Origin of the sequence: Nonomuraea sp. NPDC003709, from assembly GCF_040610775.1 — a bacterium.
GTDB lineage: Bacteria > Actinomycetota > Actinomycetes > Streptosporangiales > Streptosporangiaceae > Nonomuraea > Nonomuraea angiospora_A.
The window spans coordinates 67047-94010 of record NZ_JBEXMW010000036.1 but is presented as its reverse complement, the minus strand read 5'-3'; the positions used below and the strand labels follow the sequence as shown (position 1 = coordinate 94010).

Sequence of the window (26964 nt, the reverse complement as noted above, 5' to 3'; positions counted from 1 at the left end):
TGTTGAACTTTTTCCATGGGGGGATCGCAGGTCAACCAGGCACTGGTCAGGCTCTATTTCGAGGTGCGGGACGGGGTCCGTGACCCGGTTGCCGCCTGGGCGAAACTCACAGCGAATTCTCAGCAATATCGGCCGTTCAGAGGAGAGCGGCGGGTGCCGCTCGACGACGCTTCCGCGGCCGAACTGGCGGCGGCGGCGATGGTGCACACCGCCGCGTCCCACGGGGCCGATCGGGTGGCGGCGCTGTCCACCTCGCCGCTGGCGGGACTGATCGCCGGCCTCGGCGGCGCGGTGCTGACCGAGCACCCGTGCGCGCCGGAGCAGGTGCTGGGACCGCGGTTCGCGGGCCCGGCGGCCGACGACTGGGCGCGGGCGGCGTACGTGCTGCTGTGGGGGGAGAACAACCGGTTGGTACGCACGCCGGACACCCCCTGGGTGATCGCCGGGCGGTACAAGGGCCAGAAGGTGGTCGCGATCGGCACGCATCCGACGCGGTTGTCCGACGAGACGCTGGTCGTGCGGCCCGGCACGGACGGGGCGCTCGCGATGGCCATGGGGCATGTGCTGCTCAAGGAGTTCTTCCTGGACAGGACGCCGTTCGCCGAGCACGCCATGGAGCGCACGGACCTGCCGTCGCTGGTGCGGCTGCGGGCGCGCGAGGACGCCTACGTGCCGGGCGGGCTGCTGGGGCGCGGGTGCGACCGGCTGAGCGTGTACGGCGGCGAGGCGGTGGAGGTGCTGCTGCCGCGCTTCGACGACGGGCCGGGGGTGCTGCGGCGGGGCGTGCCGGTGCTGCGGGACGGCGACGAGCTGGTGACGACGGTGTTCGACCTGCTGCTGGCCGTTTACGGGGTGGGCCGGCCGGGGTTGCCCGGCGTGTGGCCGTCCGGATACGCGGACCCGGGTGAGCCGTACACGCCTGCCTGGCAGGAGGCGTGCACGGGGGTGGCCGCGTCGCGGACGTTGAAGATCGCGCGGGAGCTGGGCGTGACGGCGGAGAAGACCGGCGGGCGCTGCCTGCTCGTGCCGGGGCGGCTCGAGACGCCGCACGCCGACACCGCCTACCGGGCGATGCTGGCGCTGCTGGTGCTGACCGGATGCGGCAGCGGGTGGGCGCAGGCGAGCGGGGCCGGGATCCCGCTGGTGCCGTACCTGTGCCTGCACGCCTGCGGCGAGGATCGCGCGGACGTGGGCGCGCTGAGCTGGGCGCTGGCCGAAGGGCTGTTCGCGCGCCGGACCGCGCGCTCGGTGCTGCTGGAGGCGGTGCGCGACGGCTGGCCGATGGCGCCGCCGCCGCGCGTGCTGGCCCTGCCGCGGCCGATCTACCCGCTGCCGCCCGACGTGGACCTGATCATCGGGCCGGACGACCACTGCGACCTGTCGCCGCCCGACGCCGGGCTGGTCGCGGAGGCGGTCGCGCGCCTGGCCGGGCGGGCCGCCCCGGTGCAGGAGGGCGGCCCGCCCGGCGGCGGGCGGATGCGGCTGCTGGTGGACCACGCCTGGATGCACGAGTACGGCGAGGCGCTGCCGACCTACCGGCCGCCCGGCCTCGGCATCCCGCTCAAGCCCACGCAGCTCGTCAGGTGAGACCGTTCAGGTACGCCCGGTGGCTCCGGGAGAACTCGAAGCCGTTGAACCTGTCCCAGTTGATCGACCAGGTCATGAGGCCGCGCAGGTTCGGGTAGACGCCGCGCGGCCGGTAGGTGCCGCAGTTGGCCCCCTTGGCGAGGCAGTCGAACGCCTTCTGCACCTCCGCCACCGTGGTGAACCCGTTGCCCGCGTTCGGCGAGGCGGGCAGCCCGATGGCCACCTGGTCCTGGCGCAGCGGCGGGAACACGTTGCCCGCGTTGCCCATGATCGGGAAGCCGGCCAGCAGCATGTCCGTCATGGCCACGTGGAAGTCGTGCCCGCCCATCGTGTGGTACTGGCCGTCGAGGCCCATGATCGGCCCCGAGTTGTAGTCCTGCACGTGGAGCAGGGTCAGGTCGTTCCGCAGGGCGTGGATGACGGGCAGGTACGAGGCGCTCCTGCTGTCGGCCGTGCCGTTCGGCCCCGGGCCGTAGAACTGGTAGCCGAGCTGGACGAAGAACGTCTCCGGCGCCATGGTCAGCACGAATGTGGCCCCGTACCGGCTCTTGAGCGACTTCAGCGCCGAGATCAGGTTGACGACGACCGGGGTGGTCGGGTTCGCGAGGTTCGTGTCGCCGGGGTTGAGGTAGAGCGAGTGGCCCTCGAAGTCGATGTCCAGGCCGTCCAGGCCGTACCTGTCGATGATCGCGGACACCGACTCCACGAACTTGTCGCGGGCCGCCGCGGTCGTGAGCTGGACCTGGCCGTTCTGGCCGCCGATCGAGATCAGCACCTTCTTGCCCTGTGCCTGCTTGGCCCTGATGGCGGCGACGAAGTCGGCCTCGGGCTCGACGTTGGGGCACTCGGCCGCCGGGCACTGCCGGAACCTGATGTCGCCCGAGGTGACCGAGGTGGGCTCGCCGAAGGCGAGGTTGATGATGTCCCACTCGTTCGGCACCTCACTCATCCGGATATATCCGGATCCGTTGGCGAATGAGGCGTGCAGATAGCCCACCATCACCCGCTTCGGCAGGCCGCCGCCTCCCCCGCCGCCGCTCGTCGTGGTGCCGCTCGCCTCGGGGGTGTAGGCCGAGCAGTTGCCGGCGGCGTCGCAGGCGCGGACCTTGAAGCGGTACGTGGTGGCCGCGGCGAGCCCGGTGGCCTGGTGGCTCGTCCCGGTGACGGCGACCGGCGCCCCGCCGTCGCGGGAGACCTCGTAGCGGGCCACCCCGACGTTGTCCGTGGCCGCCGCCCAGCTCACGGTGAGGCTGGAGCTCGTGGCGCCGCTGACGGACACGTTGCCGGGGACCGTCGGCGCCTGGGTGTCCGGGGTGCCGCCGGGGCCGTCGAGCACCACGTCGTCGGCCAGGTAGGCGCCCTGGCCGTACCAGCCGTTGACGTACACCGTCACGGACGTGGTCGAGGCGCCGGTGGTGAAGGAGGTCTTGAGCTGGCTCCACGCCGCGCCCGGCGCGCCCCACGTCTGCGGGTCGGTGCCGCCGGTGCCGGTGGCGCCGAGGAAGACGTAGTTGCCCTGGACCCAGGCCGAGAGCTGGTAGGCGGTGTTCGGCTTGACGGTGACGGTCTGCTGGCAGCGCGCGTAGTCGCTGCCCTGCGGGGTGGCCTGGAGCGCGCGGGTGCCGCCGTGCACGGGTGACGACACGGCCTGCGCGCCGGACGTGGTGCTGCACGTCCAGCCGCTCAGCCCGGACTCGAAGCCGGGGTTGGCCAGGATGTTGGCGGCGGCTGCCGGGGTTGCGTGCAGCGCGACGAGCGCCAGGGCGAGCGCGACCGGTCCTCGGAGATTCATGCGATACCTCCACGCGCGGCCCGCCCCGGCGCGGGGGGCGGGCCGCTCAGCGGGTCAGAATCCGGCGGTGATGCGGGTGAACTCCCAGTTGGACTGGGAGATGCCACTGCAGTTGGAGACCACGCCGCCGCCCGGGCAGGGGCGGTCACGGTTGACGGCCCAGTAGGCGAGCCTGGTCAGGCCGTGCGAGTTGGCCCAGTCGCGGATCTGCGTCCACGTGGACGGGGAGGTCGTCTCCTGCTGGTCGGACAGGCCGTTCATGCCCGAGATGCCCATGTGCGCGTACGCCTGGGCGTCGCTCCACCCGAACGCGCTCTTCAACGCGTTCTTCAGGCCCTCGGAGGCGTTGACCGTGTCCTGGTACATGTTCGAGCCGCCGAAGTCGAACGGCATGATCGTGTAGTTGTCGATCGGCACGCCGAGCGCCTTGGCCTGGTTGATGAGCCGCACGCCGGGCGCGGTGGGGCCGGTCTTGGAGGTGCCGAAGGTGACGACGACCTTGACGTTCGGGTTGTTCTGTTTGACGATCTTGAGGCCGTTCAGGATGCGGTCCTGGACGGTGTAGTTCTCGAACTCGTCGGTGTTCTCGATGTCGAAGTCCACGACGGCGGGGCCGACGCCGTTGATGACCTGCTGGACCGCGTTGGCGAACGCCTGCGGCGTGGAGCAGTTGGGGCCGAGCTTGTTGCCCTGCCAGCCGCCGAAGGAGACCTGGACGCTGCCGCCCTTCGACTTGATCGTGTTGATGGCCTGCTGGTCGGCGCCGCCGGTCAGCGGGCGGTTGCCGTCCCACGCCGGGCTGCAGCCGCCGCCGGACAGGATGAACGCCATCGTGAACGACTTGACGCCGGTCGCGTCCATCACGGTGCCGGGGTTCGGCGGGTCGCCCCAGCCCATGTAGAGGTAGGGGGCGCCGGGCATCTTGGTCCCGCCGCCGCCGGTGCAGCCGCTGGTGGTGGCGGTCGCGTCACGGCCGGCCGACTCGCCCGCCGAGTTGTACGCCTTCACCGTGTAGGTGTGCGTCGTGCACGTGCCGAGCCCGGAGACGGTCGCGCTGGTGCCGGTCACCTGGGCCCGCTGCGTCGAGCCCTCGTACACGCGGTAGCCGGTCACGGTGCCGGACGAGGCGCCCCAGCTCAGCGAGATGCTGGAGTTCGTCACGGACGTGTTGATCGATCCGGGCTGCCCGGGCGCGCCGGGGTTGCCGCCGCCCGAGCCGACCTTCCAGAGGGCCGGCACGTTGGGCGGCTCCCAGCCGGGCTGCGAGGTGTGGGCCTGGATGCACACGTAGTCGACGCCGTTGTAGGTGACGACCGCGCCGATCGCGTACGAGGTCCACGGGGCCCAGGCGGCGGCCAGCTGCTGCACGGCCCCGAACGCGGCGGGCGTGGCGGTCGAGAATCCGGCGCCGGTCAGCGCAAGGGCGATCCCGGCGAGTAATGCGATGAGTTTGCTGCGAAATTTCATGGCATTCCCTGGAGGTGGGGCTTGACGGTCTTGGAGAAGGACCAGTTGTTGCTCGCGTCCCAGTTGATGGACCAGGTCATCGCGCCCCTGATGTCCGGGTAGGCGCGCGGTGGCACGAAGGTCCCGCAGCTGGTGCGCTTGGCCAGGCAGTCGAGCGCCTGGTTGACGAGGGAGGGAGAGACGACGCCGCCGCCCGCCGCGCCCGGCCCGGCCGGCAGGCCCAGCGCCACCTGGTCGGGGCGCAGGCCGTTCTCGAGCTGGATGCAGGCGAGGGCGGTCATGAAGTTCACCGAGCCCTGCCCGTACGCCTGCGCCTGGTCGCAGCCGAGCATGGACCCGGAGTTGTAGTACTGCGTGTGGACGACCGTGAGGATGTCCTTGATGCTCAGGGCGAGCTTGAAGTACTCCGCCCCGGTCGACTGCATGTCGATGGTCTGCGGGGCCATCGTGATGATCAGCCCGGAGCCGGCCTTCGCGCGCAGCGCCCGCAGCCCCTGGGCCATGTAGGTGGCGTTGAGGCCGTTCTCCAGGTCGATGTCCACGCCGTCGAAGCCGTAGGACTGCATCAGCGCGTACACCGAGTCGGCGAACTTCGTCGCGGCGGCGGCGCTCGCGACCTGCACGCGCCCGGCCTCGCCGCCCACGGACAGGATGACCTTCTTGCCCCGCTGGTGCAGGGCCTGCACGTCGGCCTTGAACTGGGCGTCGGTGTAGCCGCCGACCGCCGAGGACAGCCCGGGGTCGAGCGCGAAGACGACCTCGCCCGCGGTGGCGGTGGCCTCGCCGAAGGCGATGGCGATCAGGTCGTACTCGTTGGGGACGGCCGACAGCTTGAGCTCGGCCGCGGCGTTGGCGAAGTTGTGCCAGTAGCCGGTGAGGAAGTGCTTGGGCAGCGTCCCGCCGCCCCCGGTGCAGCCGGTGGTGGTGGCGGTGACCGGGTCACCGGCGTCCGACTCCCCGACGGAGTTGTACGCCTTGACGGTGTAGGTGTGGGTCTCGCACGAGCCGAGCCCGCCGATCGTGGCCGAGGTGCCCGTGACCGTGGCCTTGACAACGGCGCCCTCGTAGACGCGGTAGCCGGTCACCGTGCCCGAGGACGCCCCCCACGTGAGAGAGATGGCGCTGCCGGTCGCGGTGGCCGAGGCGGCGCCCGGCCGGCCCGGGGCCCCTGCCGTCGAGCCGCCGCACGAGGCCCCGTTCAGCGTGCAGCCGGTGATGCCGGGGAAGTTGCCGGGGCTGCCGTTGAAGCCGAAGCTCGCGCTGGCCCCGGGTGCGAGGGGGGAGGCCCAGCTCGGGTTGGTGAAGGTGTAGTGCTGCCCGCTGCGGGACATGACCGCGTCCCAGGCGGAGGGGATCGAGTAGCCCGCCGGGACGTCGAACTGGACGTTCCAGCCGTTCATGGCCGTGGTGGTGCCGTTGGTGACGGTGACCTTGCCCTCGAATCCGGAGCCCCAGTCGGAGACCTTGACGAAGGTCGCGGTGGCCCCGGGGGCGAGAGGGGCGGCCTGGGCCGGGAGGGCGTACAAGGTGAGTGCGAGGGTGGAGAGTGCCAGGAGGATCGCGCGAGGTCTCACGAGTTCTTCCTTCAGGGGTGGCGTGCCGTACGGCTTGCACCGGGGGGTGAGAGCGCAAGCCGTACGGCACGGGCCCGTGGAGGTGGGCACGGGCCCTTGGGGGGTGTATGCGCGGACCGGTGATGTCGGAGGCTTACTTTTAGGAAAGTTTCCTAAGAGTTGTCGCGATCGTAGCCTTGACAGCCCGTCCTTACAAGACCCAAACATGAGTCCGCCGCACAGGACCGGGATCCTGTGCGGCGGGGTGATGCAGCGGATTACGACTGCTGGGTGATCTTGACGTCGTCCACGCCGGCCTCCACCAGGGAGGCGCCCGAGGCGTCGGCGGCGTCGATGAGGATGCGGACCGTCTGGCCCGCGAACGCGTTCAGGCCGGCCGTCGCGGTGGCCCAGGCGCCGTTGCGGTTGGACGCCGCGCCCGCCTGGTTCAGAACGGTGGTGGTGGTGGTGCCGACCACGCGGACCCGGAAGTAGTCGGCGCTGGAGGCGTTCGAACCGTGCGCCAGATACCACGAGAACGACAGGTTCAGCGCGCCCGTGGACGGCAGCGTGATGGGCGGCGACTGGATCGAGGTGACGCCGCCGTCGATGTCGAAGTCACCGGCCGCCGAGCCCGCCAGGCGGCCCGTGACCAGGTCGTTCGTGCCGCTGACCGTGGTGCCGAGTTGCTTGGCGCCGCTGGAGGTGGTGGCCTCGGGGTCGCCGCGCTCCCACTGGCCGAGGGTGGCGGTGTCGGTGCTCGACGGGTTGACCGTCCAGCCCGTGGCCGTCTCGAAGGTGTCGGAGTAGACGGTCAGCGGCGGGTTGCCGGTGCCGCAGTACTGGGTCTCCTTGCCGATGATCCGGTAGACGCAGTCCGAGTATTCGAGGAAGCGGAGCACGGCCTCCCTGTTGCGGGTGGTCTGCGGGACGATCTGCTCGTCCGGCGGGTAGAAGCCGGGGTTCGAGCCGGTCGGGTACATCTCGAACGTGAAGCTGAAGATCTTGTAGGCGCCCCACATCCAGTCGTCGATGGTCCCGTCCGTGATGTAGAGGTCGCTGGCCTGCTCGGGCGTGTAGTTGTTGGTGGAGGCCAGGTTCTGGCCGAGCGTGGCGTGCGCGTCCCGGTCGTCCTGGGTCAGGCCGGGCGCGGTGTCGCTGAGGGTGTAGCCGTAGGGCCACAGGACCAGTTCGCTGTAGGTGTGCCAGTCGAGGTTGGTCTTGATCTGCTGCACGCCGCCGACGACCCGGCTGCGCACCCAGTTGGCCGCCGCCTTGATCTCGGGGGCCGATTCGGCGCTCGCGCCCCGGTACGTCTCACTGGACGTCGAGCCCGACGAGCCGCCGCAGCAGCCCCAGTTGTAGGCCCAGTTGCGGTTCAGGTCGGTGCCGACGGCCGACGAGCCGGAGTTCGGCTGCCGGTTCTTGCGCCAGGAGCGGTAGGAGCCGGTGGCGATGTCGTACTCGCCGCCGTCCGGGTTGAGGTCCGGCATGATCCAGATCTCCCTGGTGTTGACCAGGTTGGTGATCCGGGAGTCCGTGCCGTAGTTGTCGGCCAGCAGGTGCATGATGTACAGCGCCATCTCGACCGTCAGGTGCTCGCGGGCGTGCTGGTGGGCGGTGAAGAGCACCTCGGGCTCGTTCTCGTCCGTGCCCACGTTGTCGCTGATCTTGATCAGGGGCAGCGCCCGGCCCTCGTACGAGGTGCCGAACGTGGACTGGCTGACGATGTTCGGATGCGCCGCGACCAGGGCGTTGATGTCCGCGTTCATCTCCGCGTAGTTGTGGTAGCCGGAGTCCGCCGGCGGGAAGTCAAGCGTCCCGACGCCGGACGGGGATGTCGGGCGCGGCACCTCCGCCACCCGGTAGCCGAGCCGCCTGATGGCGGAGACCTCGGCTGCCGTGGCCGTGACCAGGACCGAATCCTTGGCCACCTCCTCGATGGCCGCTCCGGTGGCCGCGACGGCGCTGCGCTGCCGCGCGTCCGCCGGGCCCTGCACGCGGTACTGCTTGTTGGCCGGGGGCTCCGCGGCGGCGCCCGCCCCTGACATGCCGGTCAGGCTGATCAGGCTGAGGGCTGCCAGCAGGATGACTAATCGGTGTCGCACCTCGTCCTCCTCGGGCGCTCGGGATCGGATGGTGTCCGGCGCCTGACCCGAGATTGAAGACGTTGCCGCACGGAGGAAAGGCCCAAAGTTACGGACATGCACCATCCCCCTGACAGGTCGATGCCAGGTGGATGCCAGCGGGCCCGGACACCCTCGGAGACATGAAGTACGCGATCGAAGCCGAAGGGCTCGTCAAGAGATACGGCGACAAGAGCGCGCTCGACGGCGTCGACCTGGCGGCGCGGACCGGCTCCGTGCTCGGCGTCCTGGGCCCGAACGGCGCGGGCAAGACCACGGCGGTGCGCGTCCTGGCCACCCTGGCCCGCCCCGACGCGGGCCGCGCCCTGGTCGGCGGGTACGACGTCACCCGCCAGGCCGCGAAGGTCCGCGAGCTGATCGGCCTGACCGGCCAGTACGCCTCGGTGGACGAGAAGCTCACCGGCACCCAGAACCTGCTGCTGATAGGCCGCCTGCTCGGCCTGTCGCGGCCGGCGGCCAGGGCCAGGGCCAAGGAGCTGCTGGCCCGATTCGGCCTGGAGGAGGCGGCCGACCGCGCGGCGAGCGGCTACTCGGGCGGCATGCGCCGCCGCCTCGACCTGGCCGTCAGCCTGGTGAGCCGACCCCGGATCCTGTTCCTCGACGAGCCGACCACCGGCCTGGACCCCCATGCCCGGGGCGAGCTGTGGGACGTGGTCAGGGAGCTGACCGCCGACGGCGTGACCGTGCTGCTGACCACGCAGTACCTGGAGGAGGCCGACCAGCTCGCCGACGATCTGCTGGTCATCGACCGGGGCCGGGTCGCGGCGTCCGGCACGCCCGCGGAGCTCAAGGCGCTGGCGGGCGGGCACCGGCTCGACGTACGGCCGCTGCGCGCCGCCGACCTGGAGAAGGCCGAGACCCTCCTCGGCGCGAAGGCCGCCGACGGCGTGGTGAGCGTCCCGGTGCACGACCTCTCGGCGCCGCCCACCCTGCTGAGGGACCTGGACGACGCGGGCATCGTGCTCGCCGAGCACGCTCTGCGCCTGCCCTCCCTCGACGACGTCTTCCTCACCCTGACCGGAGACCACCGATGACCACCGCGCTTTCTCAGGGCCTCACGCTCGCCTGGCGCAGCCTGATCCCCCTGAAGAACCATCCCGGCCAGCTCTTCGGCCTGCTCTTCCAGCCCGTTTTCATGATCGTCATCTTCGTGTACCTGTTCGGCGGGGCGGCCGGCGGCGACCGGGCGGGCGCGGTGGCGTACATGCTGCCCGGCGTGCTCGTCCAGGTGGCCCTCATGTCGACGATCACCACCGGCATGAACCTGGCCACCGACATCGGCAACGGCGTGTTCGACCGGTTCAGGACCATGCCGATCGCCAGGTCCGCGCCGCTGGCGGGCCGCATCCTGGCGGACCTGCTCACGCTGCTGATCACCATCGTGATGTCCATGGTCGTCGGGTACGCCGTCGGCTTCCGCGTCACGACCGGCCCGCTGAGCGCGCTGGCCGGGCTCGGGCTGGTGCTGCTGCTGGCCATGGCGCTGAGCTGGGGTTCGGCCTGGATCGGGCTGGTGGCCAAGTCCGTCACGTCCATGCAGGGGATGGCGACGGCCGTGCTGCTGCCGCTCACGTTCGGCAGCAGCGCCTTCGTCCCCGCCACCGACATGCCCGGCTGGCTGAGCTGGTGGATGGGCGTCAACCCCGTCTCCCACCTGGCCGGCGCCCTGCGCGGGCTGCTGACCGGCGGCCCGCACGCCTCCGACGTGTGGATCACGCTCGGCTGGACCGCCGCCCTGCTCGTCCTCTTCGCCCCCCTTGCCCTTCGTGCTTACAACAGGAGAGTCCGATGATCGAGACCACCGAGACCATGACCACCCGTGACGGCGCCGAGCTGGTGGCGACGCTGTGGCGGCCGGCCGAGGGCGGGCGCTTCCCCGTGCTGCTGTCGCGCACCCCGTACGGCCGGGGCGCCACGGGCCCCGGGTACCACCTCGACGTGCCCCGCCTGGTGGCGGCCGGGTACGCGGTCGTCATCCAGGACGTGCGCGGCACCGGCGCCTCGCAGGGCGAGTTCCGGTTCATCGGCGGCGAGGCGGCCGACGGATACGACGCGGTCCGGTGGGCGGCGACCGCACCCTGGTCCGACGGAAATGTCGGGATGTATGGGGACTCGTACCTGGCCATCACCCAGCTCCTCGCGGCCCAGGAGGGCCCCGAGGGCCTGAAGGCCGTCGCGCCGCACGTCTCCCCCGCCGGCCTGTACGAGTGCGTCTACCAGCCGGGCGGCGTCCCCAACCTCAACATCATCCTCACCGTCAGCGCGATGGTGCTGGCCGTGGACGAGCTGGACCGCCGGATCGCGCTCGGCACGGCCACGGAGGAGGACAAGGGCCGATACCTGGCGGCCATCGGCCTGCCCCACGGGCTCGACGAGCGCCTGAGGGAGCTGTCGGAGCGGCTGCCGCTCAGCGACCAGCCGCTGCTGGCCGACCTGGTGCCCTTCTACTCGACGTGGATGGACACCCCCGACCCCCTCGACCCGCTCTGGCGGGGCGGCGTCGTCCGGCACGGCGACATCGAGGTGCCCGCGCTGGTCAGCACCGGCTGGTACGACTACTTCCGCGACGGCTCCATCGAGCACTTCGAGCGGCTGGGCGGCGAGTCCCGGCTGATCGTGGGCCCGTGGACGCACTTCACGCACGAGCGGGACATCTGCGGGCGCGACTACGGCGACCAGGCGAGCCAGGAGGCGATCGACTGGACCGGGGTGCACCTCGACTGGTTCGACCACTGGCTGCGCGGGGCGCCCCTGCGCGACCGGGCGAAGGTGAAGATCTTCGTGATGGGCGACGACGCGTGGCGCGAGGAGGACGACTGGCCCGTCCGGCGGGCCAGGCCCGTGCCGTACCACCTGGGCTTCGACGGCGGGCTCGGCGCGACGCCCGGGGAGGGCGGGGCGGCGGAGTTCGTCAGCGACCCGGGCGACCCGGTGCCGACGGTCGGCGGGGCGGTCATGACGTTCGACGCGTTCGGCCCGCTCGACCAGCGGCCGCTCGACGGGCGCGGTGACGTCCTGCGCCACCGGACGGCGCCCCTCACCGAGCGGGTGGAGGTGAGCGGCTTGGTCGAGCTGGTCGCGCGGGTCTCCTCGACCGCCACGAGCGCCGACGTGACGGCCAAGCTGATCGACGTCCACCCCGACGGGCGGGCCGAGCTGCTGACCGACGGCATCGCCAGGCTGACGGGCCTGGTGCCCGGCGAGGTGCGCGAGGTGACGGTGCAGTTGGGCGCGATCTCGAACGCCTTTCTGCCCGGGCACCGGATCAGGATCGACGTGGCGGGCTCGAACTTCCCCCGATTCGGGCGGAATCTGGACAAGGGCACCACCACCCTGCACGGCCCCTCCTACGTCGTGCTGCCGACCATCCCGTAGACCTCCTGCCTGGACATGGCCGCGCCCTTGGCGAAGCACTCGTCGTAGTGCTCGTCACCGAGCGCGGCCCTGGCCGTCCGCGCACCCTCCACGGTGTCGGGCGAGATGTCGCACGGCTCGATCGCCGCCGACGCCCCGAACAGCACGGCCGCCCGCTCCTGGTCGCCCTCGACCTGCGCGGCCAGCGCGAACCCGGCCAGCACCTGCGACTGCAGCGGCCGGTCCGGGCTGGACGTGCCCAGCACGTCGAGGGCCAGGCGGTGCTGTTCGAGCGCGGCGGCCAGGTCGCCCGCGCGGGCCAGCGCCCGGCCGTACGCGGTCCTGAGCGCGGCGGCCAGCTGCGCCATCGGCGGGGCCTCGGCGAGCACGGCGAACAGCCCGCGGTAGATCTCCAGACCCCGGTCCAGGTCGCCGAGGTGGCAGGCGTGCGCGGCCTCGGCCAGGCCGAGCAGCAGCCGCGTGTACGCCGTCGTCTCCCCGTCGATGCTGGCCCTGGCCCGGTCCAGGTCCTCGCGCGCGCCGTCCAGGTCGCCGGTCCGCAGCCGCAGCTCGGCCAGCCTGAGCAGCGTCGAGATCGCCTCGTCCGACCCGACCCAGCGGCTGGTCAGCGACCAGGTCTCGGCGATCAGGTCGTCCGCCGGCGCACCCCTGGCGGCCCGCACCTCGGCCAGGCCCAGCAGCGCCTCGCTCAGCCCCCACCGGTCCCCGAGCTGCCTGAACCCGGCCACCGCCCGCTCCAGCCGCTCCTCGCTGCGCATCCGGCCGCCGACCATGAGGGCGGAGCTGGACAACCAGAGATCGTCGCTTTCGATGTACGCCTCGATCAGCTCGGCGGCACGGTCGTCCTCCCCCGCGGCGGCGGCCATGACGGCCCTGCTGAGCCTGATCATCGGGTGCAGCGGCCCCTCCCGCTCGGCCCGCTCGATCAGCCGGTCCATCAGCCCCGACAGCGCCAGCATGGCGGACCGGTCGTTGACGATCGTGCCGAACTTGTCCACGCCGTACGCGAACATGCACGCCGTGTACGCCTCGGCCAGCCCGGGAGGCGGATCGTCACCCACCAGCTCCATCACCTGCGCGGCCCAGGTCGCGCTCTCCTTCCGGTAGCCGGTCATCCACCAGTACCAGTTCAGCGCCGCGCACAGCCGCAGCGCCGACCCGGCGTCCCGCTCGTCGATGACGTACCGCAGCGCCGCGGCGAAGTCGTCGCGCTCGGGGGACAGCCGCTCGATCCAGGCGATCTGCGCGGCCGTCCGCAGCTCGGGCACCGCCCGTTCGGCCAGGTCCACCAGGTACGCCGCGTGCCGCCGCCGGTACTCGCCGACCTCGTCCGCCTCCGCCAGCCGTTCGAGCGCGTAGGCGCGGATGGTCTCCAGCATCGAGTAGCGGCCCTCGGCCGAGACCTGGACCAGCGACTTGTCGGCCAGCGCGCCCAGCACGTCCGCCGCTCCCCCGCAGACCGCCTCGACGGTCTCCAGCGTCGCGCCGCCCGCGAACACGCCCAGCCGCCTGGCCAGCACCCGCTCCTGCTCGCCCAGGAGCTCCCAGCTCCACTCCACGACCGCTCTGAGCGTCTGCTGGCGCGGCAGCGCGGTCCTGCTGCCGCCGGTGAGCAGCTTGAACCGGTCGTCGATGCGGTCGGCGAGCTGCCTCGGCGTCATGGTGCGCAGCCGGGCCGCGGCCAGCTCGATGGCCAGCGGCATGCCGTCCAGCCTGCGGCAGAGCGCCACCACGGAGGCCACGTTCCCGCCGTCGACGGCGAACCCCGGCCGCGCGGCCCCGGCCCGGTCGAGCAGCAGCCGGACCGACGGGTACGCCCCCGCCTGCTCGGCGCTCGCCCCCACGGGCGGCGGCTCCAGCGGCGGGACGGGAGCGAGGTGCTCGCCCGGCAGGTTGAGCGGCTCCCTGCTGGTGGCCAGCACCCTCAGGTCCTGGCACTCCGTCAGCAGCCGCTCGGCCAGCTCGGCGGCGGCGTCGACGAGGTGCTCGCAGTTGTCCAGGACGAGCAGCGCGGAACGGCCCGCGAGGGCCTCGGCCACCTGCTCCACCGGGCCGCTCACCCCGGCGGGCAGCCGGTACGGCGGGCGGTCGTCACGCAGGCCGAGCGCGTCGAGCACGGCTCCTGCGACGTCGGCCGGGTCGCTGACCGGGGCCAGCTCGACCATCCAGACCGCCTCGGCCGACCGGAGCGCCACCTCCGTGGCCAGCCTGGTCTTGCCCGCGCCGCCGGGGCCGACGAGCGTGACGATCCTGGCCCGGCCGAGCAGGGTGCCCAGCTGGTCCAGCTCGGCCTCGCGGCCGATGAAGCTGGTCCGCGGGGTCCGTACGTTGCCCCGCTGCCTGACCTGGGCCATCGGGGGTGCCGGGCGTGCCGGGACCTCTCCCGACAGGACGGCCAGATGGGCGGCGCGCAGCTCGGGCCCGGGATCGACGCCGAGCTCGTCGGCGAGCGTGCGGCGGGTGCGCTCGAACAGCTCCAGCGCCTCCGCCTGCCGCCCCTCCGCGGCGAGCGCCCGCATGGCCAGCGCGCCCAGCCGCTCACGCAGCGGGTGCGCGGCGACCTCCGACGTCAGATCGACCGGCGCGCCCGCCGCCAGCCCGGCCTCGGCGCGGGCCTCGACGGCGGAGAGCCGGTCCTGCTCCAGGGCGGCGGCCGCGTTCGCCAGGAGCGGCACGGAGGTCAGATCGGCCAGCGCCGGCCCCCGCCAGAGCTCGAGCCCGTCTCCTTTCGCGGCCATCCGCCTGAACCGCAGGGCGTCCACGTCGTCGGGGGCCACGGCCAGCGCGTAACCGCCCGGCCTGCTCTCCACCACCTCGTACGGGCGAAGCGCCACCCGCAGCCGCCTGACCAGCGTCTGGAGCGCGTTGGCCGCGTTGGCGGGCGGGTCGTCCGGCCAGAGGGCGTCGATCAGCCGCTCGGTCGTGACGGTACGGCCGGCTTCGAGCGCCAGCACGGCCAGGAGCGCCCGCAGCCGGAACCCACCGACCGCGATCGGTCCCCCGTCGCCCTCGACCTCCAGCGGCCCGAGAATGCAAATCCGCACATGTCACATCCTGCCCTGCCCCCCACTACCCCGCGCCCGCTGCCCGTGCCTCAGCCGCGCGCCCGCCACCGGCGCTGCCCGTGTCCGTCTGGGTGCCCTCAGGGCCGCCCGCCGTCTCCCCGGCCGCACGCCCCGAGCGCCCGGAAAAGGGGGACGGCCAGGGTCCGGGGAGGACCCTGGCCGGACCGGGAGGGGGGTCAGAAGTCGTCAGGGGTGCGGATGCGGTCCCGGACCCAGACCCCGGCGGGCTTGAGGCGGGAGGTGCCGGCGAAGGTGCCGTTCGGGCAGGTGCCCTCGGTGAAGACGGCGCCCGAGCGGAAGTCGTCCGAGTAGTTCCAGTTCACCCAGCTGATCTTCTTCTGGGCCAGCAGATCGAGGTACTGCTGCGACCGCGTGAAGTTGTTCGACCCGTCCCCGGAGGCCGTCTGGGTGCCGAACTCCGTGACGAAGATCGGGATCCGGTCGGCGGCCCTGGACAGCGTGTTGAGGTACTCGCTGCCGTGAGAGGCCGCGTAGAAGTGGAACGTGTACATGATGTTGGCGGCGTTGACCGGGTTGCTGATGATCTCGGACTCGGTCGCCCCGTCGGAGACGCCCAGCGACGACCAGGCGCGGGTGCCGACCAGGATCGGGGTCTCCGGGTCGTACTGCCTGATCACCGGGATGAGCTGGTTGGCGTAGTTCCTGATGGTGGACCAGGAGACGCCGTTGGGCTCGTTGGCGATCTCGTAAAGCAGGTTGTTCTTGCCGTTGTGCCGCTGGGCGATCTCGGTGAAGAACGTCTTGGCCCGCGACAGGTTGTAGTTGGGGTCACCCGGGTCGAGCATGTGCCAGTCGACGATGGCGTACATGCCGCGGGCGGTGGCCTGCTCGATCAGGTTGTGCACCCGGTCGGTGAACAGCCGGGGGTTGGTCTCGTAACCGTCCTCCTGGATGTACATGGAGATCCGCAGGACGTCGGCCTTCCAGTCGTTGGCCAGCGCGTCCAGGGAGGCGGTGTTGAGGCACTGGGAGTACCACTGCAGGCCGTGACTGCTCATGCCGCGCAGCTGGATCTGCTTGCCGTGCTCGTTGCACAGCTTGACCCCGCACACCTGCAGCTGCCCGTTGGCCTGGACGGGCGTGCCGGTGCTGGAGGGGGTGCCGAGGACCAGGCGGTCGAGGTTCGGGCCGCCGTTGGCGGTGGTGGCGGTGGCGCGGACGGTGTTGGTCCCGGCGTTGAGCGTGGTGGTGACCGTGGCCTCCTGCCAGGTGGTCCAGGCGCCGGTGCCGGGGAAGTCCCTGGTGGTGGCGGTGCCGTTCACGGCGATGGCCATCGGACGATTCACGGTCGTGCCGTTGGCGTACCTCAGGGTGAGGGTGGCGGGGCCGGCGGTGGCGGCGTCGACGGCGAACTCGACGTACGAGCCGGTGATGTTGTCGTAGTTGACGAACCCGGTGCCGCTGTAGCCGGCGTGGTTCGACTCGACCACGCCTTGGGAGACGGTGGCGTTCTCGGCCTCGTACGTGGTCGCGGCCTGCGCTGGGGCTGCTTGCAAGGAGGCGGCGACGATCGCGGCAATGGCGGCGAGCCGCACGGATCGATGCATGGGGGTGAGCTCCTCACTCGTTCATTAGGAAACCTTACTAACGAGTATGGGGAGCGTAGATCGGACCTCCACCGGAGGACAAGACTCAAATTGACGCGAGCAGTCAAAGGGCGCGGTCCACGTGGCCACCCCTAGCCACGCGAACCGCGCCCATCTCGAACGGCGAACCCACGGACAGCAGCGCCGCCAGCCCCAGCGCATCAGCGAGCCCACCCGCATTCCATAGTAAACACATAGGGATTGGCGGTAAAGCCCGAAGGTTTACAGGGTCCGGCTTTCGTGATGGATTCGGGAAATGAGCGTGCAGGGCACTTGCGACTCCCGTTTCTCCCAGGTCGCGGAGGAGTTCGAGGGCAACCTCGCCCGCCGCGGCGAGGTGGGCGCGTCGGTGTGCGTGATCGTCGACGGCGAGGCGGTCGTCGACCTGTGGGGCGGCGAGGCCGCACCGGACGTCCCGTGGCAGAGCGGCACGATCGGGCACGTCTGGTCGTGCACCAAGGGCGCGACGGCACTCTGCGCCCACATCCTGGCCTCGCGGGGCGAGCTCGACCTCGACGCGCCGGTCACCCGCTACTGGCCCGAGTACGGCGCCGGCGGCAAGGGCGGGACGCTCGTCCGGCACCTGCTCGCCCACCAGGCCGGGCTGCCCGTGCTGCGCGAGAAGCTGCCGCCCGGCGCGTTCTACGACTGGAAGCTGATGGCCGACAGGCTCGCGGGCGCGGAGCCGTTCTGGGAGCCGGGCAGCAGGCACGGGTACCACGCGCTGACGTTCGGTTACCTGGTCGGGGAGGTCGTACGGCGGGTGAGCGGGCGCTCGCTCGGGACGTTCTTCCGCGAGGAGGTCGCCGAGCCGCTGGGCCTGGAGTTCTGGCTGGGCCTCCCCGAGGAGTACGAGCACAGGGTCGCGCCGACGATCCCCGCCGACCCGCCCGCGACGCCGCCCTCCTTCTACGTCCAGGCGTTCACGGACCCGGCCTCGATGCCCGCGCTGCTGCTGGCGAACGAGGGCGGCTACATGACACCCGGCGAGTCGGACAGCCGGGCGGCGCACGCGGCCGAGTTCGGGGCCATCGGGGCGATCACGAACGCCCGCGGCCTGGCCGGGATGTACCGGCCGCTGTCGCTGGGCGGCGGCGGCCTGGTCACCGGGGAGCACCTGGTCCACATGTCGCTCACCGCCTCGGCGGGCACCGACGCGGTGCTGGCGGTGCCGTCGCGGTTCTCACTCGGCTTCGTGAAGGCGGCGGACAACCGGCACCTGCCGCCCGCCGACCAGGAGGGCGCGCTCCTGTCGGCGAGCGCGTTCGGGCACGTGGGCATGGGCGGTTCGGTCGGCTTCTGCGACCCGGCGGCGCGCCTGGCGTTCGGCTACTCGATGAACAAGCAGGGCATCGGCCTCGGGATCAACGCGCGCGGCCAGGCGCTGGTGGACGCGACGTACCGGGCGCTCGGCTACAGGCAGGTATACGGCGGGATATGGTACGCGCCGGGCGAGATATCGTGATGTGCGGTTTGGTCCTCCCCCTGGAGTAAGACGTATGTTCTTCGGCATCACTAATTTCTGGACCTATGTCATCGGCGCCTTGCTGATCATCCTGCTGCCCGGCCCCAACTCCCTGTACGTCCTCAGCTACGCCGCCCAGAACGGCGTCCGCCAGGGCTACCGGGCCGCGGCCGGCGTCTTCATCGGCGACACCGTGCTGATGTTCCTGACCGCCGCCGGCGCCGCGTCCCTGCTCCGCTCCAACCCGCTGCTCTTCACGATCGTCAAGTACGCCGGCGCCGGCTACCTGGGGTGGATCGGCTTCCAGATGATCAGGGGCGCCTGGCGATCGAGGAAGGCGACCGAGGAGGAGAAGCCGCAGGTCAAGATGGAGCGCCAGCCGCGCCCGTTCCGCAAGGCCCTGGTGATCAGCCTGCTGAACCCGAAGGCCATCCTCTTCTTCGTCTCGTTCTTCGTCCAGTTCGTCGACCCGGGCTACGCGACCCCTGCGCTGTCGTTCCTCATCCTGGGCGCGATCATCCAGGTGTTCAGCTTCCTCTACCTGACGGCGCTGATCTTCGGCGGGACCTTCCTGGCCAACCAGTTCAGCCGGCGCAGGAAGCTCAGCGCCGGTCTGACCACCGGAGTCGGCGCTCTGTTCCTCGGATTCGGCGCGAAGCTCGCCACTTCGTCACTCAGTTGAAAGCCTGCCGTAAGACCTCGCTGTTTTCGTGGAAACAGATGGAACGCGTCAAAAGAGGCAGTCGCATCACCTCTCCTCGGGTACGGTAAGCCACCGGCGTGCTTCCCGGGACGCGGGTGATGCCGCGCTGGTTACGGCGAGCGGTCCATCTGGCAAGCCTTGTCCCCCGAAGCCCGGGTAGACGCTGATCATCGGCCTATCTGCGGAGCAGCCTTGAACCATCCCCCGGTCCACCTTCCACGCCTGACGGCACTCGCCCGGCAGGCGGCCCCCAGGCTGCTCGAAGGCGTCGTGGCGCCGCTGGCGGTGTTCTACCTGGCCATGATGGTCCTGGGATTCAAGGGGGCGCTCATCGCCACCGTCGCCTGGGTCTACATCGGGGTGGGGTGGCGGCTGATCAGGCGGGTCAAGGTGCCCGCCACCATGTTCCTGGCCGCGTTCGCGATCACGGTCCGCGCCCTCGTGGCCTTCTGGACCGGCACGTGGATGTGGTTCTTCATCCAGCCGGAGATGGGCACGATCTGCATCAGCATCGCGTTCCTCGCCTCCGTCCGGCTCAACCGGCCGCTCGTGCAGAAGCTCACGCTCGACTACATCCATCTGCCGTCGGCGGTGCTCAAGCACGAGCGGGTCCGCAGGTTCTTCGCCAGGATCACGCTGCTGTGGGCGTTCGTGCTGCTCATGAACTCGACGCTCAGCATCGCCCTGGCCGTCCATGAATATCTGGCCGGGTCGCTCGGCGGGTTCATGGTGCTGAGGACATCAGCGGTGGCCGTGATCAGCGGACTGGCGATCGCGTTCTCCATCTTCGCCTTCAAGCGGGTGCTCCGCCGGCTGAACGTCGCCCACACCTGACCGTTCGGCCAGCAGGAACGCCCCGCACATCCCCATGACCAGCCCCGCCAGCATGCCGAACAGCTCGGTCAGCTCCGCCCCCGGCGCGCCGAGCGGCGCCCGTACGGAGCTGATGATCATCGCGTAGAGCCCGCCGCTGAACAGGGAGCCGGAGCCGAGCCAGGCCGCCACCAGCGGCGCCCAGAACGGGCCGCGCCCGCGCCGCCGGACCGCCAGCACGAGCGCGACCGCCCCGGCGACGGCCAGCAGGCCCTCGACGCGGTCCTGCAGGCCCCCGGCGAGCTTGACCGCGCCGATCGGCCCGGCCACCAGCAGCGCGCCCCAGGCCACGACCGTCTGGAACGACCGGGTCGGACTGGCGAACGCGTGCTCGATCCGGGTGGTGAAGACGCCCGGCCATCGGTCACGCGAGTAGAGCACGAAGGCCGTCATGAGGCCGACACCCTGCGCGACGAACCCGCCGTAGACCATCATGTAGATCCACGGCTCGATGGCCCCGCCGGTCTCGAAGACCGCCAACCCCCCGGTCAGCACCATGATCGGCGCCGTGACGATCACCACGGCCAGCAGGCCCGTACCGACCCAGAGCGGGAGCAGCACGAGCCAGGCCGGCAGCCGCTGTCCCCACCGCATGGTGAACGCCAGCGCCAGCACCAGCCCGACCGCTTCCATGCCGAACGTCATCGTGTTGAGCCCGATCATCGCCGGGTCGGCCATGAAGGCCGGATCGGCGACCCCGACCGGGTGTCCCGTCAGCCAGAGCGTCTTCAGCGTGAGGTACGGCAGCATCGCCGCGATCGCGGCGGTGACGCGGCCTATCCCCGGTCTGCGTTCAGTCATGCTCCGAGCGTCGTCCGGCGGGCCGTCCATTCCCTCCCGAGCCGCGGGGATCCTGCTCCCCCGCGCGGGGGATGCTCACGTCCAGCTCGAAGCCGTCGCCGACCGGGCCGGCGGTCAAGGTGCCCCCGGCCAGCCGGACGCGCTCGCGCAGGCCCGCCAGCCCCAGCCCGCCGGGCAGCGCGAGGGGCCGGGCGCGCGGCCGGCCGCTGCGCACGGTGACGCGCTCCGGCGAGACCCGTACCCCGACCGGGGCTCCGGGGGCGTGCTTGGCGGCGTTCGTGAGCCCTTCCTGGACCACCGCGTGCGCCAGGTCGGGCACCGGCCCCGGCGCCAGGTCCAGGGTGATCGGCATGCCGGAGTCCCTGGCCCGCCGCACCACCTCGGTCACGTCCTCGTTCACGGGTGACAGCGGCGCCGCGTCGGAGTCCTCGCGCAGCAGCCCGATGATCTGGCGCAGCCGGTCCGTGGCGTCGGCCGCCGCCAGCCGCAGCTCCCCCGCCGCCCTGACCTGCGTCTCGGCCAGCCCCTGGGCCATCTCCAGCCCGGCCGCCCGCACCGCGATCAGGGCCAGATCGTGGCCGAGGGAGTCGTGCATCTGCCGCGCGATCCTGGCCCGCTCGCGCAGCCGCGCCTGCGCCTCGGCCGCCAGCCTCGCCTGCGTGCGCCCCTGCAGCAGCCTGCGCCTGAGCAGCCCCAGCAGGTACGGCACCACGTACGTGCCGAGCAGCGCGGTCACCATGGACACCCACAGAGCGAGGTCGCCGCCCTTGACCAGCACCACGCCCACACCGACGGCCGAGATCAGGCAGAACGCCAGCGGCGCGGGCCAGAGCACGGCCAGGCGCCGCCCGGTGAGGTAGGCGTACCACATGATGAACGGCGAGCTGGCCAGCAGCGGCAGGATCTTCACGTTGCGCCTGGGCAGCAGCCAGCTCAGGTCCACGGTCGCGAACCCCTCGCTGAACTGCCACGGCCCCAGCGGCAACAGCAGTACCAGCGCGGCCAGCGGCCAGCGGCGGCCCACCAGCACCGCGACCGTGGCCAGCCCGATCCTGGGCAGGCTCACCATGGCGAAGGCGGCCGGATCCACGAACGGGTCGGGGCCCATGGCCGCCACGAAGATGCCGAGCACGGCCCAGAGCAGCAGGTCGTAGACCACCTGGCGACGGCTCTCCCGGCGAAGACGTCTCACCGGACCGACGGTAGCCGCCTCCCGTGCCCGCGGATGCCGCCGGAAGTCAGCCGGCGACCCTGACGAAAGTCAGGGTAGGGCGGCGCCCCCTGCCGCGGTAGAGCTAGCCCCACCCCGAAAGCGCCTACCTCCACTCCTGTTTCGGCCTGCGGAAACCGCTTTGATCGATGGTGTCACCCGGAGGTCGGAACCGAGCCCCCGACGAAAGTAGGGGGCGGTGCGTGCCGATCGTCCGATGTGCCGTGACCTGCGGAGTTTCTACCTTCATGGGGTACCGGCCCTGATCCGCATAAGGGATGGGTCCGCGTTCGACCCGGGGCATCCCCGATGTCCCCGGCCGTGCCACGCAGACACGCTGTGTGGGTGCCCTAACGATCGGAGTGAACACTCATGTCGCATGCCATTCTCGACCTGGTCCAGCAGGTGATGTCATCACCTTGGTTATACGCGGCGCTGTTCGGGCTCGCGCTGCTCGACGGGTTCTTCCCGATCGTGCCGGCCGAGACGTCAGTGATCACCGCCGCGGTGTTCGCCGCCTCCGGCGAGACGAACCTGGCCCTGGTCATCGTGGCGGCGGCCCTGGGTGCCTTCGCCGGTGACCACATCTCCTACCTGATCGGCAACAAGTCGGCAGGCAGGCTGCGGAACAAGAAGGCGTTCGTCTGGGCCCGCGACACGCTGGCCGAGCGGGGCGGCCTCGTCCTCGTGGTGGCCAGGTACATCCCCGGCGGTCGCACCGCGACCACGCTGACCATGGGCGCCGTACGGCATCCGCTGCGTTCGTTCACGTTCTTCGACGCGATCGCGGCGAGCTCGTGGGCGGTGTACTCGGGGCTGATCGGCTTCTTCGGCGGCATGGCCTTCGAGAACGACCCGATCAAGGGCCTGCTCCTCGGCCTGGGCATCGCGGTGTCCATCACCGCGCTCGTCGAGCTCGTGAGATGGCTCAGGAAGCGACGCGCCATCCAGGCTTCCCCAGAACGTCTTCCCGCGGACACGTCCGTTTGACCCTGTCTGGCAACCATCCGTCTGAAAGGAGTGCGAAATGACTGTGCTGGCCGCGGCGATCGCCCTGGTCGGTTCGCTGTTCTTCGCGCTCGGAGCCGCTCTGCAGCAGTTCGAAGCAGCCGGGTCGGCCAAACCGGGGCTGCTCGCCCTACTGCGGAAACCGCGCTGGCTGATCGGCGGCGCGTCCATTCTGACGGGTGGTGGCCTGCACATCGTGGCACTCGGGCTCGGGCCGCTGACCGTCGTCCAGCCGATGGGCGTGGCGAGCCTGCTGTTCGCCCTGCCCCTCGCCGCCGCGCTGCACGGCCGCAAGCCCTCCCCCAAGGAGCTGGCGGCCGCGGGTGTGGTGGCGGCCGGGCTGGTCGGACTCGTCCTGCTGGTCCCCAACTCGGAAGGTCCCACCTACCTCGGCCCGGACGGAGTGCTCACCCTGCTCGGCGTGGCCGGAGTCGCGGCGGTCCTGCTGTGGGCCGCCTCGCGGGCGGCCTCACCGGCGGGCCGGGCCGCCCTGCTCGCGACCAGCTCGGGCGTGCTCTACGGCGCGACGGCCACGCTCATGCGCGTGCTGCTGGACGGCACCTGGAACTGGTGGTACGTGCTGGCGCTGCCGGTGCCCCTGCTGCTGGCGCTGGTGATGCTCCAGCGGGCCTACGCGGTCGGGCACTTCGGCGTCTCGTTCGCCTCGCTCCAGATCGCCGACCCGCTCACCGCGGTGGCGTTCGGCGCGCTGCTGCTCGGCGAGCCGGTGCCGACCGGCATCGTGCCGGTCGCGGCGGCGCTCCTGACCGCCGCCGGGACCGTCGCGCTGGCCCGCACCAGCCCGCTGGAGTCCCGCAACAATCCCCCGACTCATTCCCCCACCCCTTTGTGAAACCGGAGTCACTTCCATGGCCATGCCCCTGCGTTCTCTCCCCCAGATCGCCGAGACCGCCCCCACCCCGGCCCCCGAGCGGCCGCGCCGGATCCTGATCTCGACCGACACCTACCCGCCGGACGTCAACGGCGCCGCCTACTTCACCCACCGCCTGGCCACCGGCCTGGCCGCGCGCGGCAACGAGGTGCACGTGGTCTGCCAGTCGGACGTGGGCCCGCCCACCGCCGACGTCGTGGACGACGTGATCGTGCACCGCCTGCGCTCCGCGCCGATACCGGTCCACCCCACGATGCGGTTCACGGTGCCGGCCCGGCTCGACCGGCTGATCGCCGGCATCCGTCCCGACGTGCTGCACGCCCAGGGCCACTTCGTGGTCGGCAGGGCCGCCATCGCCGCCGCCCGGCGCGCGGACGTGCCCATCGTGGCCACCAACCACTTCATGCCCGACAACCTCTTCCAGTTCTGCCACATCCCCGAGCGGCTCCGGATCAAGGCCGGCCGGCTCGCGTGGCGCGACTTCAGCCGGATCTTCAACCGCGCCGACCGCATCACCACCCCGACCCCGCTGGCCGCCAAGCTGCTGGCCGACCAGGGCTTCGGCCGCGAGGTCGAGGCGGTCTCCTGCGGGATCGACCTGACCAGGTTCCACCCGCGCGCCGAACCCAAGGCGTGGGCGCGCAAGCTGTTCGACCTGCCCGACAGGCCGACCATCCTGTTCGTCGGCCGCCTGGACGAGGAGAAGCGCCTGGACGAGATCGTCCGCGCGCTGCCGCTCGTGCTGAACCGGACCGACGCCCAGGCGGTGTTCGTCGGCCGCGGCAACCAGCGCACGGAGCTGGAGCGGCTGGCCGCCCGCATCGGCGTCGGCGAGCGGGTCTCCTTCCTGGGCTTCGTGCCCGACGAGCTCATGCCCCAGACGTTCGCCGCCGCCGACGTGTTCGCCATGCCGGGCATCGCCGAGCTGCAGAGCATCGCCACGCTGGAGGCCATGGCCATGGGGCTGCCCGTGGTGGCCGCCGACGCGATGGCGCTGCCGCACCTGGTGGACGAGAACGGATACCTGTTCCAGCCGGGCGACGTGATCTCGCTGGCCAGGCACCTGACGAACATTCTCACCGATGACGACCTGCGGGCCCGGCTCGGCAAGACCAGCAGGGAGCTGGCTCTCACCCACGATGACCGGTCGTCGCTGGCCCGGTTCGAGCAGATCTACGATGAGGTGGCCCGATGACCCCAGTCCAAAGCGCCTGGGGCGCTGTCTCCGGCACGGTGGTGTCCGTGTGCGCGCTGGCGTACGCGCAGGTCGCCCTGCCGACGCAGCCGCTGCTCAGCGACTACGCGTTAGTCTCCGGCGGGCTCGTGCCCGTCCTTGTGGGGATGCTGGCACTGGCGGGGGCGTGCCTGTGTCTCGCGTACGGGCTGGCGGCGAGCGACCCGGCGCGCACCGCGGCCACCAGGGTGCTGCTGCTGGCGGGGGCGGCGGGGCTGATGATGAGCGCGATCTTCCCCACGGACCCCGGCAACTCGCAGGTCGGCTCGCTGACCGGCGAGATCCACCGGTGGGCGGCGGCCGTCGTGTTCGCCTCGCTGCCGGTCGCCGGCTGGACCCTGGCCAGGGGCCGGGAGGCGGCGCCTCTGTGGAACGCGGTCCGGGCCCTGAGCGTGACCTCGGCGGCCATGCTGGCCTTCTACCTGGCGGCCCACCCGGCCTCGATTACCTCGCCGCTGATCGGCGGCGCCGGCTACTACGGCCCGCTGGAGCGGGGCGTGGTGCTGGCCGAGATGGCGCTGCTCGTCGCCATGGCGCTGGTGTCGGTCGCGAAGCGGCCCGCCGTGCGCACCCAGGCCGTCCCGGCCGAGCCCGAACGCCCCGAGCGGACAGACCGCCTGGCGGCCTGATGCCCCCACCCTTCGACCCGCGACGAAATGACGCCGTTCTAGCGTGGAACCATGCTCATCACACGCCACTCAGCCGCTGAGGCGGTGCTCGCCGACCCGAGGTACGTGCCGCCTCCCGTACGACAGGACGCCGAGGAGGGCACGTTGGCCTGGCTCCGCGCCCAGGTGTCGAGGTTCAGCACCGGAGAGACGCACGCCGGGCGGCGCCGCCTGCTGGAGGAGCGGCTGGCCGCCCTTGACCCCGCCGAGCTGAGAACGGCGGCCAGGGCCATGACGCTGGAGCGGGGCGGCGACTGGCGGGGCGTCCCCACGGCCGTGCTCGGCGCCGCGCTGGGCGTGAAGGACACGGGCGCCGTGGCCGCCGCCGCGACCGGCTACCTGTCCGGCGAGGAGAGCCCGGAGGCCGACGCCGCCGTCACCGAGCTGCTCGAACAGGCCACCATCCCCGAGATCACCCTGCTGCTGCAGGGGCACGCCGCCACGGAGGCGCTCATCGAGAACGCCCTCGGGCACGCCGGACCCGGCGCCGACCCCGAGGCGCTGCTGCACGAGACGCTCAGGCAGGACCCGCCGCTCAAGGCCACCCGCAGGCTCGACACGCGGACCGGCGACGAGGTGACCATCGACCTGGTGTCGGCCAACCGCGACCCTGACGTGCTCGCCGATCCCGACCGGTTCGACCTCTCGCGCGGCCGTGCCCCCCATCTGACCTTCGGCCACGGCGTGCGCCCCTGCCCCGGGCCCGCCCACGCGCTCGCGCTGGCCGCGGGCGTGCTCGAAGCCCTTCTCGACGTGAGCCGCTCATGAACTTCCACGACCTGCACCGCCCCGGCGATCCCTTGCTGCTGCCGAACGCCTGGGACTACGGCTCGGCCGCCCTCCTGGCCCGGGAGGGCTTCCCGGTGATCGGCACGACCAGCCTCGGCGTGGCCGCCGCGTACGGCAGACCGGACGCGGCCGGCGCCACCAGGGCGGAGACCATCGAGCTGGCCGAATCGATCAAGGACCTGGGCGTCATGGTCACCGTCGACATCGAGGGCGGCTTCAGCGACGACCCCGGCGAGGTGTCCGACCTGGTCGCGGGCCTCGCCGCGCTCGGAGTGGCAGGGATCAACCTGGAGGACGGCCGACCCGACGGCACGCTGCGCCCGATCGAGCTGCACCGGCGGATCATCGAGGCGGCCAAGGGCCACGGCGTGTTCGTCAACGCCCGTACGGACACGTACTGGCTGAAGACCGGCGACACGCGGGAACGGGTGGCCGCCTACGGCCACGCCGACGGGATCTTCGTGCCCGGCATGAGCGATCTGCGCGAGATCGCCGAGGTGGCCGCGAGCACGCCGCTCCCCCTCAACGTCCTCTACCAGCCGGACGGCCCCACGCTCCCCCAGCTCGCCGAGGCCGGCGTGGCCAGGGTGAGCACCGGGTCGCTGCTGTACCGGGCCGCGCTCCACGGGGCGCTCGCGGCGGTGTCCGCCGCCCGGGGCAGGCAGGCCCCTCCGCTGCCGACCTACGCCGAGATCACCGCGCTGCTGCCGCAACCGCGATAATCGACG

21 protein-coding genes are annotated in these 26964 nt (G+C 71.6%); 13 read left to right on the top strand and 8 right to left on the bottom strand.

Annotated elements, in window-relative coordinates; translation table 11 throughout:
- Nucleotides 1–15 precede the first annotated feature (15 nt).
- Nucleotides 16–1587, top strand: coding sequence for a molybdopterin-dependent oxidoreductase (locus ABZX61_RS58575; protein ID WP_350738876.1), 1572 nt, complete (start codon nucleotides 16–18; stop codon nucleotides 1585–1587).
- Here ABZX61_RS58575 and ABZX61_RS58570 read toward each other — a convergent pair.
- The 4 genes from ABZX61_RS58570 to ABZX61_RS58555 form a co-directional block, all read right to left on the bottom strand.
- The gene (locus ABZX61_RS58570) at nucleotides 1580–3379 is read right to left on the bottom strand and encodes a glycosyl hydrolase family 18 protein (RefSeq protein ID WP_355210071.1); all 1800 of its coding nucleotides are present in this window, start codon (nucleotides 3377–3379) and stop codon (nucleotides 1580–1582) included. The genes ABZX61_RS58575 and ABZX61_RS58570 overlap by 8 nt on opposite strands.
- A gap of 54 nt (nucleotides 3380–3433) precedes the next feature.
- Entirely contained in the window at nucleotides 3434–4846 is a 1413-nt protein-coding gene (locus ABZX61_RS58565) for a carbohydrate-binding protein (protein WP_355210068.1), read from the bottom strand.
- Nucleotides 4843–6420, bottom strand: coding sequence for a cellulose binding domain-containing protein (locus tag ABZX61_RS58560; RefSeq protein ID WP_355210065.1), 1578 nt, complete (start codon nucleotides 6418–6420; stop codon nucleotides 4843–4845). The genes ABZX61_RS58565 and ABZX61_RS58560 overlap by 4 nt, the downstream gene beginning before the upstream one ends.
- Before the next feature lie 257 nt (nucleotides 6421–6677).
- The gene (locus tag ABZX61_RS58555) at nucleotides 6678–8507 is read right to left on the bottom strand and encodes a M14 family metallopeptidase (protein WP_355210063.1); all 1830 of its coding nucleotides are present in this window, start codon (nucleotides 8505–8507) and stop codon (nucleotides 6678–6680) included.
- A gap of 161 nt (nucleotides 8508–8668) precedes the next feature.
- Between ABZX61_RS58555 and ABZX61_RS58550 the strand changes: the two genes are divergently transcribed.
- The 3 genes from ABZX61_RS58550 to ABZX61_RS58540 are packed head-to-tail and all read left to right on the top strand — an operon-like array spanning nucleotide 8669 to nucleotide 11921.
- Nucleotides 8669–9580, top strand: coding sequence for an ATP-binding cassette domain-containing protein (locus ABZX61_RS58550; RefSeq protein ID WP_355210060.1), 912 nt, complete (start codon nucleotides 8669–8671; stop codon nucleotides 9578–9580).
- Entirely contained in the window at nucleotides 9577–10338 is a 762-nt protein-coding gene (locus ABZX61_RS58545; RefSeq protein ID WP_355210058.1) for an ABC transporter permease, read from the top strand. The genes ABZX61_RS58550 and ABZX61_RS58545 overlap by 4 nt, the downstream gene beginning before the upstream one ends.
- Nucleotides 10335–11921 carry a CocE/NonD family hydrolase gene (locus ABZX61_RS58540; protein WP_355210055.1) on the top strand — a complete coding sequence of 529 codons (1587 nt, stop codon included), beginning with the start codon at nucleotides 10335–10337 and terminating at the stop codon, nucleotides 11919–11921. Before ABZX61_RS58545 ends, ABZX61_RS58540 begins: the two co-directional genes overlap by 4 nt.
- Here ABZX61_RS58540 and ABZX61_RS58535 read toward each other — a convergent pair.
- Both ABZX61_RS58535 and ABZX61_RS58530 read right to left on the bottom strand, forming a co-directional pair.
- Nucleotides 11894–14965 carry a BTAD domain-containing putative transcriptional regulator gene (locus tag ABZX61_RS58535; RefSeq protein WP_355210052.1) on the bottom strand — a complete coding sequence of 1024 codons (3072 nt, stop codon included), beginning with the start codon at nucleotides 14963–14965 and terminating at the stop codon, nucleotides 11894–11896. The two genes, ABZX61_RS58540 and ABZX61_RS58535, sit on opposite strands and share 28 nt — an antisense overlap.
- Nucleotides 14966–15162: 197 nt before the next feature.
- Nucleotides 15163–16554 carry a cellulase family glycosylhydrolase gene (locus tag ABZX61_RS58530; protein ID WP_350738901.1) on the bottom strand — a complete coding sequence of 464 codons (1392 nt, stop codon included), beginning with the start codon at nucleotides 16552–16554 and terminating at the stop codon, nucleotides 15163–15165.
- Between the two features lie 295 nt (nucleotides 16555–16849).
- Here ABZX61_RS58530 and ABZX61_RS58525 point away from each other — a divergent pair, with 295 nt between their 5' ends.
- From ABZX61_RS58525 to ABZX61_RS58515, 3 genes are all read left to right on the top strand, one after another.
- Nucleotides 16850–18058: a serine hydrolase domain-containing protein gene (locus ABZX61_RS58525; protein WP_355210049.1), complete on the top strand. Its 1209-nt coding sequence runs from the start codon at nucleotides 16850–16852 to the stop codon at nucleotides 18056–18058.
- Nucleotides 18059–18092: 34 nt separating this feature from the next.
- Nucleotides 18093–18740, top strand: coding sequence for a leucine efflux protein LeuE (leuE, locus tag ABZX61_RS58520; RefSeq protein ID WP_355210046.1), 648 nt, complete (start codon nucleotides 18093–18095; stop codon nucleotides 18738–18740).
- Nucleotides 18741–18953: 213 nt separating this feature from the next.
- A complete protein-coding gene (locus ABZX61_RS58515; RefSeq protein WP_350738909.1) occupies nucleotides 18954–19595 on the top strand; it encodes a VC0807 family protein in 642 nt (213 codons plus the stop codon).
- Here the strand turns inward: ABZX61_RS58515 and ABZX61_RS58510 are convergent.
- Together ABZX61_RS58510 and ABZX61_RS58505 are read right to left on the bottom strand one after the other, a co-directional pair.
- Nucleotides 19503–20435 (bottom strand): hypothetical protein, encoded by a 933-nt coding sequence (locus ABZX61_RS58510; RefSeq protein WP_355210043.1) that lies wholly within the window; start codon nucleotides 20433–20435, stop codon nucleotides 19503–19505. The two genes, ABZX61_RS58515 and ABZX61_RS58510, sit on opposite strands and share 93 nt — an antisense overlap.
- Nucleotides 20428–21627, bottom strand: a complete 1200-nt coding sequence (locus ABZX61_RS58505; protein WP_355210040.1) for a histidine kinase — start codon at nucleotides 21625–21627, stop codon at nucleotides 20428–20430. Before ABZX61_RS58505 ends, ABZX61_RS58510 begins: the two co-directional genes overlap by 8 nt.
- Nucleotides 21628–22017: 390 nt before the next feature.
- Here ABZX61_RS58505 and ABZX61_RS58500 point away from each other — a divergent pair, with 390 nt between their 5' ends.
- From ABZX61_RS58500 to ABZX61_RS58475, 6 genes are read left to right on the top strand one after another with little or no spacing between them, the layout of a single operon-like run.
- Nucleotides 22018–22635, top strand: coding sequence for a DedA family protein (locus tag ABZX61_RS58500; protein ID WP_350738918.1), 618 nt, complete (start codon nucleotides 22018–22020; stop codon nucleotides 22633–22635).
- A gap of 37 nt (nucleotides 22636–22672) precedes the next feature.
- Complete coding sequence (locus tag ABZX61_RS58495; RefSeq protein WP_355210037.1) at nucleotides 22673–23506, top strand: DMT family transporter; 834 nt, start codon at nucleotides 22673–22675, stop codon at nucleotides 23504–23506.
- A gap of 16 nt (nucleotides 23507–23522) precedes the next feature.
- Complete coding sequence (locus ABZX61_RS58490; protein WP_355210034.1) at nucleotides 23523–24740, top strand: glycosyltransferase; 1218 nt, start codon at nucleotides 23523–23525, stop codon at nucleotides 24738–24740.
- Nucleotides 24737–25408 carry a DUF998 domain-containing protein gene (locus ABZX61_RS58485; RefSeq protein WP_355210031.1) on the top strand — a complete coding sequence of 224 codons (672 nt, stop codon included), beginning with the start codon at nucleotides 24737–24739 and terminating at the stop codon, nucleotides 25406–25408. The genes ABZX61_RS58490 and ABZX61_RS58485 overlap by 4 nt, the downstream gene beginning before the upstream one ends.
- 51 nt (nucleotides 25409–25459) lie before the next feature.
- Nucleotides 25460–26215, top strand: coding sequence for a cytochrome P450 (locus ABZX61_RS58480; protein ID WP_355210028.1), 756 nt, complete (start codon nucleotides 25460–25462; stop codon nucleotides 26213–26215).
- Complete coding sequence (locus tag ABZX61_RS58475; RefSeq protein WP_355210025.1) at nucleotides 26212–26958, top strand: isocitrate lyase/phosphoenolpyruvate mutase family protein; 747 nt, start codon at nucleotides 26212–26214, stop codon at nucleotides 26956–26958. Before ABZX61_RS58480 ends, ABZX61_RS58475 begins: the two co-directional genes overlap by 4 nt.
- Nucleotides 26959–26964: the final 6 nt, after the last annotated feature.